Raw genomic sequence first — 6,728 nt, forward strand, 5'->3', positions numbered from 1 at the left:
GGCCGTGCTTGCTTGGACGCATGAAGTTCGTCCAGATGATCGAGTTCGAGACCGACCGCATCGACGACATGCGGTCCGTGATCGAGCAGGCGGATCAGCAGGCCATGGGCCGCGACGGCGGCCCCACGCACCGCCTCGTCCTCCAGGACCGGAGCAACCCCCGCCGCTTCTTCGTCGTGCTCGAGTTCGCCTCGGCCGAGGACGCGCGGCGCAACAGCGAAGCTCCGCAGACGGCGAGGACGGCAGAGCAGCTCGCCGCGATGTGCACGAGCGGTCCTTCCTTCACGGACTGCGACGTACGGGAGATGACAGACCTGAAGTAGCGGGGCCCCGGCGCCCGGTGCAGCATCGAAGGCATGATCACTCGGCTCCGGGGACTCGTCGCGCAGTGGACGGCGGCCGTGCCGGTCCTGGCCGTCGTGCTCCTCGCCCTCACCTGGGGGCGCGATCTGCCGGGCGCGGTCGTGGCCCTGGTGACGCTCGTGCTCGCCGGGGCCGTGCTCGCCGCCGTGCACCACGCCGAGGTGATCGCGCACCGCGTCGGTGAACCCTTCGGCTCGCTCGTCCTCGCGGTCGCCGTGACGATCATCGAGGTCGCGCTGATCGTCACGCTCATGGCCGATGGTGGCGACAAGAGTTCCACGCTGGCCCGTGACACCGTGTTCGCCGCCGTGATGATCACCTGCAACGGCATCATCGGCCTGTGCCTCCTGGTGGGCGCCCTCCGCCACCGCGTCGCCGTCTTCCAGTCCGAGGGCACCGGCGCCGCCCTCGCGACCGTCGCCACGCTCGCCACCCTCAGCCTGGTCCTGCCGACCTTCACCACGAGCAAGCAGGGCCCGGAGTTCTCCACGGCACAGCTCACCTTCGCCGCCCTCGCCTCGCTCGTCCTGTACGGCCTGTTCGTGGCGACCCAGACCGTGCGCCACCGTGAGTACTTCCTGCCGATCACCCGCAAGGGCGAGGTGATCGACTCCGAGGACGCCACAGGTCCCTCCACCCGCACGGCCCTGATCAGCGTGGGCCTGCTCGCCCTCGCCCTGATCGGTGTGGTCGGCCTCGCCAAGGGGGTCTCACCGACGATCGAGTCCGGTGTGCAGAGCGCCGGCATGCCGCACTCCGTGGTCGGCGTGATCATCGCGCTGCTCGTACTGCTCCCGGAGACCATCGCGGCCGTGCGCGCCACCCGCCGCGACCGGGTGCAGACCAGCCTCAACCTCGCCCTGGGGTCCGCGATGGCCAGCATCGGCCTGACCATCCCAGCCGTCGCGGTCGCCTCCGTCTGGCTCTCCGGGCCGCTGGTGCTCGGGCTCGGCCCGACCCACATGGTGCTGCTCGCGCTCACCTTGATCGTCGGCACGCTCACGGTCGTGCCGGGGCGCGCCACTCTCCTGCAGGGCGGGGTCCATCTGGTGCTGTTCGCGGCGTACTTGGAACTGGCGGTCACGCCGTGACGGGCGGCCGCAGGGGGCTACCCGGGCGCGGTCCGCTCCTCAGTACGCTGACCCCATGACCCGCACTCTTGCCAACGCCCCGATCATGATCCTGAACGGCCCCAACCTGAACCTGCTCGGTCAGCGCCAGCCCGAGATCTACGGCTCGGACACCCTCGCCGACGTCGAGGCGCTGTGCGCCAAGGCCGCGGCCGCGCACGGTGGCACCGTGGACCTGCGGCAGAGCAACCACGAGGGTCAGCTGGTGGATTGGATCCACGAGGCACGCGAGCACCACGCGGGCATCGTCATCAACCCCGCGGCCTACTCGCACACGTCGGTCGCGATTCTCGACGCACTCAACACCTGTGACGGAATGCCGGTGGTGGAGGTCCACATCTCCAACATCCATCAGCGCGAGGCGTTCCGGCACCACTCGTACGTCTCCCAGCGCGCCGACGGCGTCATCGCGGGGTGCGGTGTGCAGGGGTACGCGTTCGCGGTGGAGCGGGTGGCTGCGCTGGTCGCCGGGGCCTGAGCCCCGGCGGCGTACGTCGGCCTGTGCGGCTCACCAGCCCCGCTGACGCCACTCCGCGATGTGCGGGCGCTCGGTGCCGAGGGTCGTGTCGTTCCCGTGGCCGGGGTAGACCCAGGTCTCGTCGGGGAGCGCGCCGAAGATCTTCGTCTCGACATCGTTCAGGAGGCTCGCGAACGCCTGCGGGTCCTGGTGCGTGTTGCCGATGCCGCCGGGGAAGAGGCAGTCGCCCGTGAAGACGTGCGGGTGGCCGTGCGGGTCGTCGTACACGAGGGCGATCGAGCCCGGCGTGTGGCCCACCAGGTGACGCGCGGTGAGCGAGACCCGGCCGACCTGGACGGTGTCGCCGTCCACGAGCGGCACGTCCGTGGGCACCGGGATGCCCACCGCGTCCTCGCGGCCCGCGTAGGTCCGTGCGCCGGTCGCCCCGACGACCGCGGCCAGGGCCTGCCAGTGGTCGCCGTGCTGATGGGTGGTGACGACGGACGCGATGCCGTCGTCACCGATCAGCGTGAGCAGCGTCTCGGCGTCGTTCGCCGCGTCGATCAGGAGCTGCTCGTCGGTGGCCCGGCAGCGCAGCAGATAGGCGTTGTTGTCCATCGGGCCGACGGCGACCTTCGAGATCATCAGGTCCTGCAACTCGTGTACGTCCGCACCGCCGCCGACCTTCACTGCTCCGCTGTACGTCATGCGCCTCAGCCTATAGCGGGGGCAGGGCGGGCAGGAGGCCGCCTTCGGCCGTGAGCGCGGAGCCGTCGCGACGGCCCGCGAGCCAGCCGACCACGTCGGACGCGGGGCCGGAGACGGTGACCTCGGGCTCGCCTTCCCGGCCGGTGCTCCACGTGTGCGTGCCGTCCGTCACTCGCGTGGGCGGGACGTCGGCGTTGCCCGAGAAACGCGCCGCCAGGAACGCGATCTCCCGCTGCACGAACTCCTCCGGCAGATCCTCGAGCTCGTACCCGATGCCCAGGTCGACGTGGTGCAGCTCGGCCTCGACCCACCGTCGGAACGGCACCCGCGACGCGGAGTCGGTCACCCCGTTGCGCATCGTGATGGTGCGGGTCCAGTCGGCGGGGACGGCGGCCTCGGCCTCGAAACGGGCCGCGCTCGCGCGGACGTCGTCGAGCTGCTCGGCGAGCGGCCTCGGGGCGTCCCGGTCGATGTCCGCGTCCCGCGCGTCCGCGCTGACGTACATGGGCCGTCCGGCGAGAACATTGACGAGCGCGTCCGCGTTCCGGGCGAGGTGGGCGAGGACGTGGCCACGGGTCCAGCCCGGCAGGCGTGACGGCTCGGCGGTCGAATCGTTGTTCAGTTTCGCGGCTGCTGTGAGCAGCCGATCGGTCGCGTCACGTACAGACGCCAGGTCGCGCACATGATCAATCATGCGCCCGACGATAGCCGTGCCACACGTTCGGGTGAAGGTGTCGGAGCGGCACCGCAAATCGAATGCGCGTGCTATATGGTCGGATGCGGCATCGGGCATTCTTGGCGGTCCGGGTTTGTTATCAACCAGGGCATCCGTCCCGGCGTTGTCAGTGGCTCGCCCTAGTCTGTGAATGACAGGGGTCCCGCCCCTGTCACTTCTCTCAAGAAAGGTGCGGACCGGCGTGGCCGACCGTCTCATCGTCCGTGGCGCGCGCGAGCACAATCTCAAGAACGTCTCGCTCGACCTCCCGCGTGACTCCCTCATCGTCTTCACCGGGCTCTCCGGGTCGGGCAAGTCCTCGCTCGCGTTCGACACGATCTTCGCCGAGGGCCAGCGGCGGTACGTGGAGTCGCTGTCCTCGTACGCCCGGCAGTTCCTCGGCCAGATGGACAAGCCGGACGTCGACTTCATCGAAGGCCTCTCGCCCGCGGTCTCCATCGACCAGAAGTCGACCTCGCGCAACCCGCGCTCCACGGTCGGCACCATCACCGAGGTCTATGACTACCTCCGCCTGCTCTTCGCGCGCATCGGCAAGCCGCACTGTCCCGAGTGCGGGCGCCCCATCGCCCGGCAGTCGCCGCAGGCCATCGTCGACAAGGTCCTCGAGCTGCCGGAAGGCAGCCGCTTCCAGGTCCTCTCGCCGCTGGTCCGCGAGCGCAAGGGAGAGTTCGTCGACCTCTTCGCCGACCTCCAGACCAAGGGCTACAGCCGCGCGCGGGTCGACGGCGAGACGATCCAGCTCTCCGAGCCGCCCACGCTGAAGAAGCAGGAGAAGCACACCATCGAGGTGGTCATCGACCGCCTCACGGTGAAGGACTCCGCCAAGCGCCGCCTGACCGACTCCGTGGAGACCGCGCTCGGCCTCGCCGGTGGCATGGTCGTGCTCGACTTCGTCGACCTCCCCGAGGACGACCCCGAGCGCGAGCGCATGTACTCGGAGCACCTGTACTGCGCGTACGACGACCTGTCCTTCGAGGAGCTCGAGCCCCGCTCCTTCTCCTTCAACTCGCCCTTCGGCGCCTGCCCGGACTGCTCGGGCATCGGTACGCGCATGGAGGTCGACCCCGAGCTGATCGTCCCGGACGAGGACAAGTCGCTCGACGAGGGCGCCATCCACCCCTGGTCGCACGGCCACACCAAGGATTACTTCGCACGGCTCGTCGGCGCGCTCGCCGACGCCCTCGGCTTCTCCACGGACATGCCCTGGGCCGGACTCCCGCAGCGTGCCAAGAAGGCACTCCTGAACGGCCACAAGACGCAGATCGAGGTCCGCTACAGGAACCGGTACGGCCGCGAGCGGGTCTACACCACCGCCTTCGAAGGCGCCATCCCCTTCGTCAAGCGCCGCCACAGCGAGGCCGAGAGCGACTCCAGCCGCGAGCGCTTCGAGGGCTACATGCGCGAGGTGCCCTGCCCCACCTGTGAAGGCACGCGCCTCAAGCCGATCGTCCTCGCCGTCTCGGTCATGGGGAAGTCCATCGCCGAGGTCTCCGCGATGTCCATCAGCGACTGCGCGGACTTCCTCGCCGAGCTGAAGCTGGGCGCCCGCGACAAGAAGATCGCCGAGCGCGTCCTGAAGGAGGTCAACGAACGGCTGCGGTTCCTGGTCGACGTCGGCCTGGACTATCTCTCGCTGAACCGCGCCGCGGGCACCCTCTCCGGAGGCGAGGCGCAGCGCATCCGCCTGGCCACACAGATCGGCTCGGGCCTCGTCGGCGTCCTCTACGTACTGGACGAGCCGTCCATCGGCCTGCACCAGCGCGACAACCACCGCCTGATCGAGACCCTCGTGCGCCTGCGCGACATGGGCAACACGCTCATCGTCGTCGAGCATGACGAGGACACCATCAAGGTCGCCGACTGGGTCGTCGACATCGGCCCCGGCGCGGGCGAGCACGGCGGCAAGGTCGTGCACAGCGGCTCCATGAAGGAGCTCCTGGCCAACGACAAGTCGATCACCGGTCAGTACCTCTCCGGCAAGAAGTCCATCCCGGTGCCCGACCTGCGCCGCCCCACGGACCCCACCCGTCAGCTGACGGTGCACGGCGCCCGGGAGAACAACCTCCAGGACATCGACGTCTCCTTCCCGCTCGGTGTCCTCACCGCGGTCACCGGTGTCTCGGGCTCCGGCAAGTCGACGCTGGTCAACGACATCCTCTACACGCACCTGGCGCGCGAGCTGAACGGCGCCAAGTCCGTCCCCGGGCGGCACACGCGCGTGGAGGGCGACGACCTCGTCGACAAGGTCGTGCACGTCGACCAGTCGCCCATCGGCCGTACACCCCGGTCGAACCCGGCGACGTACACCGGAGTCTTCGACCACGTCCGCAGGCTGTTCGCGGAGACGATGGAGGCGAAGGTCCGGGGCTATCTGCCCGGCCGCTTCTCCTTCAACGTCAAGGGCGGTCGCTGCGAGAACTGCTCCGGTGACGGCACGATCAAGATCGAGATGAACTTCCTGCCGGATGTGTACGTCCCCTGCGAGGTCTGCCACGGGGCGCGCTACAACCGCGAGACGCTGGACGTCCACTACAAGGGCAAGTCCATCGCCGAGGTCCTGGACATGCCGATCGAAGAGGCGCTCGACTTCTTCGAGGCGGTGCCTGCCATCTCCCGCCACCTGCGCACGCTCAACGACGTGGGTCTGGGATACGTCAGGCTCGGCCAGTCCGCCCCCACGCTCTCCGGTGGCGAGGCCCAGCGCGTGAAGCTGGCCTCCGAGCTCCAGAAGCGCTCGACGGGACGGACCGTCTACGTCCTTGACGAGCCGACCACCGGTCTGCACTTCCAGGACATCAGCAAGCTGATCGCGGTCCTGTCCGGCCTGGTCGACAAGGGCAACACGGTCATCGTCATCGAGCACAACCTCGACGTCGTCAAGACCGCGGACTGGGTCGTCGACATGGGCCCCGAAGGCGGCAACGGCGGCGGTCTCGTCGTCGCCGAGGGCACGCCCGAGGAGATCGCGGGGGTCCCGACGAGCCACACGGGCAAGTTCCTGCGGGACATCCTGGAGTCGGACCGGATCAGCGACGCGTTGCCCTCGCAGGGGCGTAAGCGGGCGGTTTCCTCGGCGGTGAAAAAGTCGGCGGCGGCCAAGGCCCCCGCCAAGACGTCCGCGGCCAAGAAGGTCACCGCCGCGAAGACCACTGCCAAGAAGGCCGTCGCCACCAAGGCCGTCGCCAAGAAGGCGGCCAAGACCCGTAAGAACTGACGGTTCGCCGTTTGCCTCTGCGGGTGCGTCGTGGCTGGGCGCGCCCCGCGGCGGTGCCGCTCGTGTCACAGCCTCGCGCCCCTTCGGGGCGCCAACGGGCCGCCGGACAAGGGTTTCCCC

Annotated in this window: 6 protein-coding genes; 4 read left to right on the forward strand and 2 right to left on the reverse strand. The window is 69.3% G+C overall.

Annotated features, from left to right (window positions below; genetic code table 11):
* The 3 genes from ACFQ7F_RS44895 to aroQ form a co-directional block, all read left to right on the forward strand.
* A partial coding sequence (locus ACFQ7F_RS44895; RefSeq protein WP_383285241.1) for a hypothetical protein occupies positions 1–323 on the forward strand: 323 nt, incomplete at its 5' end.
* A 33-nt stretch (positions 324–356) separates the two neighbouring features.
* Entirely contained in the window at positions 357–1,454 is a 1,098-nt protein-coding gene (locus ACFQ7F_RS44900; RefSeq protein WP_383285244.1) for a calcium:proton antiporter, read from the forward strand.
* A gap of 55 nt (positions 1,455–1,509) precedes the next feature.
* Entirely contained in the window at positions 1,510–1,971 is a 462-nt protein-coding gene (aroQ, locus tag ACFQ7F_RS44905; RefSeq protein ID WP_383285247.1) for a type II 3-dehydroquinate dehydratase, read from the forward strand.
* Positions 1,972–2,001: 30 nt separating this feature from the next.
* Here aroQ and ACFQ7F_RS44910 read toward each other — a convergent pair whose 3' ends face one another.
* Both ACFQ7F_RS44910 and ACFQ7F_RS44915 read right to left on the reverse strand, forming a co-directional pair.
* Entirely contained in the window at positions 2,002–2,658 is a 657-nt protein-coding gene (locus ACFQ7F_RS44910; protein WP_383285250.1) for an MBL fold metallo-hydrolase, read from the reverse strand.
* Between the two features lie 10 nt (positions 2,659–2,668).
* A complete protein-coding gene (locus tag ACFQ7F_RS44915; protein ID WP_383285253.1) occupies positions 2,669–3,352 on the reverse strand; it encodes a maleylpyruvate isomerase family mycothiol-dependent enzyme in 684 nt (227 codons plus the stop codon).
* Between the two features lie 223 nt (positions 3,353–3,575).
* On the opposite strand from ACFQ7F_RS44915, the gene uvrA reads away from it, so the two are divergent.
* Complete coding sequence (gene uvrA / locus ACFQ7F_RS44920) at positions 3,576–6,608, forward strand: excinuclease ABC subunit UvrA (protein WP_383285256.1); 3,033 nt, start codon at positions 3,576–3,578, stop codon at positions 6,606–6,608.
* Positions 6,609–6,728 lie beyond the last annotated feature (120 nt).

The sequence above is a fragment of the Streptomyces sp. NPDC056486 genome (assembly GCF_042795295.1).
GTDB lineage: Bacteria > Actinomycetota > Actinomycetes > Streptomycetales > Streptomycetaceae > Streptomyces.

Coding starts and splice junctions, on each gene's coding strand:
- ACFQ7F_RS44900 (WP_383285244.1), top strand. CDS start 357: ATGATCACTCGGCTCCGGGGACTCGTCGCGCAGTGGACGGCGGCCGTG.
- aroQ (WP_383285247.1), top strand. CDS start 1,510: ATGACCCGCACTCTTGCCAACGCCCCGATCATGATCCTGAACGGCCCC.
- ACFQ7F_RS44910 (WP_383285250.1), bottom strand. CDS start 2,658: ATGACGTACAGCGGAGCAGTGAAGGTCGGCGGCGGTGCGGACGTACAC.
- ACFQ7F_RS44915 (WP_383285253.1), bottom strand. CDS start 3,352: ATGATTGATCATGTGCGCGACCTGGCGTCTGTACGTGACGCGACCGAT.